2 protein-coding genes and 1 pseudogene are annotated in these 3,374 nt (G+C 60.5%); 2 read left to right on the forward strand and 1 reads right to left on the reverse strand.

What is annotated here, in order from left to right; translation table 11 throughout:
- Positions 1 to 1,001 (reverse strand): TonB-dependent receptor plug domain-containing protein (locus WA989_RS05980; protein ID WP_424339594.1); only part of this gene is annotated, 1,001 nt, incomplete at its 3' end.
- 264 nt (positions 1,002 to 1,265) lie between these two features.
- On the opposite strand from WA989_RS05980, the gene WA989_RS05985 reads away from it, so the two are divergent.
- Together WA989_RS05985 and WA989_RS05990 are read left to right on the forward strand one after the other, a co-directional pair.
- A complete protein-coding gene (locus tag WA989_RS05985; RefSeq protein ID WP_424339595.1) occupies positions 1,266 to 2,693 on the forward strand; it encodes a protein adenylyltransferase SelO family protein in 1,428 nt (475 codons plus the stop codon).
- A 103-nt stretch (positions 2,694 to 2,796) separates the two neighbouring features.
- Positions 2,797 to 3,374, forward strand: a pseudogene (locus tag WA989_RS05990) (acyl-CoA dehydrogenase family protein); the annotation flags it as partial.

The raw sequence follows: 3,374 nt of genomic DNA on the forward strand, positions 1-3,374 counted from the left end.
GTCTTCCACTCTGGAACGTCCGAATACCCGTAAAGGGCTTCGAGGTGCATGTTCACCCCATTGCCGAATGTTCGGTTATACTCGGAGAAAATCTGGTAGCGCTCTTCTTCCTCGACCAGATTGTCATACTGGGTGAACTGGAAGTTACACTGTCCAGTGCCCGGATTGACGAAACCGCCTGCTGGTACACAGCCCGCGTCATTTACAGCGCCAATTGGGCCCAGACCAGTCGGCGTCAGGCCAAGTGCCACGTAGCGGCCCGGGTTGGAAAGCGATGACCAGCCACCTACCGGGTTTTCAGCAAATGGCAGGATTGACCAGTCTTTCTCGAGCAGTGAAACTTCGCTGCGGAAATTGTAACCGGCCGAAGTCACCCAGTTCCAATTGGCGCCCTGCAAGCCATAAGCACCATTGATGTTATAGTTGCCGTCGGTGCCGTCGAATGTCGAGAAGTCGCCGCCAATCTCAAAGCCGTCGAGATCTTCATTTGTTATGAAGTTCACAACACCGGCGATGGCGTCCGAACCGTAAATCGCGGCTGCGCCGTCCTTCAGGACCTCGATCCGGCCGACAGCGGCCGACGGGATCATGTTGGTATCAACGAAGAGCTGTGCCTGCTCGCCGATCGCATAGGGGTGATAGGTCTGGCGCCGGCCATTGATCAGGACCAGCGTCCGGGCCGGGCCGAGGCCACGCAAGTTGATGTTCGACGTGCCTTCAAGACCGTTCGATGCGAACTGGTTTGTCTGGCCGTCAACACCCGACGAAACGCCAAGGTTTCTGATCAGCTCGGTAATCGAGGGCGAGCCTTCAATCTTGAGGTCGCCCGCGGTCAGAACGTCGACCGGCAGGGCCGCGTCTTCTGGTGTGCCCGCAATCGCGGACCCTGTAACCGTAACGGTGCTCTGGCGAAGCTCATCGCCGTCTTGTGCGGCGGCTGTCCCGCTCGCACCGATTGCAATCACTGACGCGCTCAGCGCCAGCTTGTATCCAAACTTCATGGTTTCCTCCCAGGATTTTATATGCGACCACCCTGTTTTCGAGCGGTTCACCAGCCATGCTGGTACAGTTGTCACGCCATGCAAACTGTTTTTTATGCTGCAGTGCGAAAGAAATGACCGATTTGCGACGTAGCGGCATGCGACACCTACCACTGATAGGCTAACCTAGCGGAACCGACTTTGTTGAGCGGACGAGGCAGCCGGCGAATTATTCCTCCTGGGCCTTGCCAAACAACCATTTTTCACCAGTTTACAGGCCTATCTATGACAAATTCTGCCTCCATTCTGGAAATCTCGGACGCATTCGCAGACGCAGCAAAGCCCGCGACATTTCCGGCGTCTGTGTTGCGTTTTCGCAACACGCGCTGGGCGAGGCGTGTCGGCCTTGCAGACCTCAGCGAATCGGCATGGCGCGCCCATTTCGCTCAGTTCGAGCCGCTGGCCGGCAATCTCGAAACACCGCTCGCGCTTCGCTATCACGGCCATCAGTTCGGCGTTTACAATCCCGAACTCGGCGATGGCAGAGGCTTCCTGTTTGCGCAGCTGCGGGACACCCAGGGCCGCCTGCTCGACCTCGGCACAAAAGGCTCCGGACAGACCCGATGGTCGCGCAGCGGCGACGGCAGGCTGACGCTGAAGGGCGGGGTCCGGGAAGTGCTGGCGGCCAACTATCTTGAAGCCCTCGGCGTGAAGACGTCAAAACCCTTCAGCCTGATCGAGACCGGAGAGGCCTTGCAGCGCAATGACGAGCCCTCGCCGACCCGGTCCTCCGTGCTTGTCCGCCTGTCGCACAGCCATATCCGCTTTGGCACGTTTCAGCGCGCCGCCTATCTCGATGAGAGCGAAAATCTCGCCCGTCTCATCCGTCATTGTGCAGAGCAATACTATCCCGAAACGCTGGACGAGGATCTGGCCGTGATGGCGCCGGCCCTTTTGCAACGCGTTACCGCGGAGACCGCCCGCATGGTCGCCCAATGGATGGCCGCCGGCTTCGTCCATGGCGTCATGAACACTGACAATTTCAACATCACTGGCGAGAGCTTCGACTATGGCCCATGGCGCTTTCTGCCCTGGTCGGACCCGAACTTCACGGCGGCGTATTTCGACCAGCAGGGCCTCTACAGATTTGGCCGCCAGCCGACACAGGGCCTCTGGGCGCTGCAGCAGCTCGCCGCGACGTTCACACTGGTCTGCGATGCCGAGCCGCTCAGCGAAGCGCTGCAAGCCTATGAGCCGGCCTATCAGGAGGCGCTCGCTGGCCACAATCTGAAGCTCTTCGGGCTCGGTTCGGCGGGCGATCTCAAGCAGGACCTCACCTTCCTGCAGAGCCTCTACACCTGGATGTCGGAGACACAAGCCCCCTGGGCGCAGGTTTTCTTTGACTGGTTCGGCGGCGCCGAAAGCGAGACGCGCGCCAGAAAGAGCCCGATCACCGCGCTTTACGAGACGCCGGCCTTTGCGCCTGTTCGCGAAGGCCTGACTTCGCGCGGCATGATCCGGCCGGAGCGGCTCGATCACCCGTACTGGCAGCGCGAAACGCCTGTGACACTGCTCTATGACGATGTCGAAGCCCTGTGGGCGCCCATCGCCGAGGAGGATGACTGGAGCGCTTTCGAACAGGTGCTGAGCGACATTGAAGCGGCGCGCGAGGCGCTTTCGATCGAATTTGAGCCCCCTGCTCCAAAGGCATAAACTGCCCCTGCGACAGAATTTGACGCTGCGCTGCAGCAAAATTTGTGTCATCACGGCGCTCGCGGACTAGATCATTGCGAAGACGCGGCCTGGAGGAAAACATATGGACGGCATGACAAGCACGGCACCTTCACCGGTGATGGATGACCTGATCGCGGCCATGGCCGCCGCCGTCGCGAGCCTCGAAGCCTATGGCGAAGACGCGAAGGCCTCGATGAAGGCCAGGCTCGCGCCGGATGGCAAGCCGGACCGCAAACTGCTCGATGTCCATCAGCACGCCGCCCATGGGCTGTCCTGGGCGATCACCTATGTCGAGACGTTGCGTGAGGTCGGACATTGGGCCGAGCGTCTGGACGCCGAAGGAAAGTTCGGCGAGGTCGAGCAGCTGCTCGCCCAGATCCTGTTTTCTGAATACTGCGCGCAGCTGATTGGCGGCATTCCGATGAACCAGGGCGAAATCATCCGCCCGGCGGACCTCGGCGTCACGCAGGACGGCATGAAACGCCTGTTCGATCCGGCCGTGCAGCGCTTCCTGACTGAAGGCAAGACGACAGACGCCATGGCGGCGGCGGCAAAACACCTGCCGGACGCGCTTGGCCGCGCCACGGTCGAGGAGACCGGCCTCGACGAAACGCTCTCAATGATCCGCGACCAGTTCCGCCGCTATGCCGAAGACAGGAT

This window comes from Henriciella sp., from assembly GCF_049649345.1.
Lineage (GTDB): Bacteria > Pseudomonadota > Alphaproteobacteria > Caulobacterales > Hyphomonadaceae > Henriciella.

Coding starts and splice junctions, on each gene's coding strand:
- WA989_RS05985 (WP_424339595.1), top strand. CDS start 1,266: ATGACAAATTCTGCCTCCATTCTGGAAATCTCGGACGCATTCGCAGAC.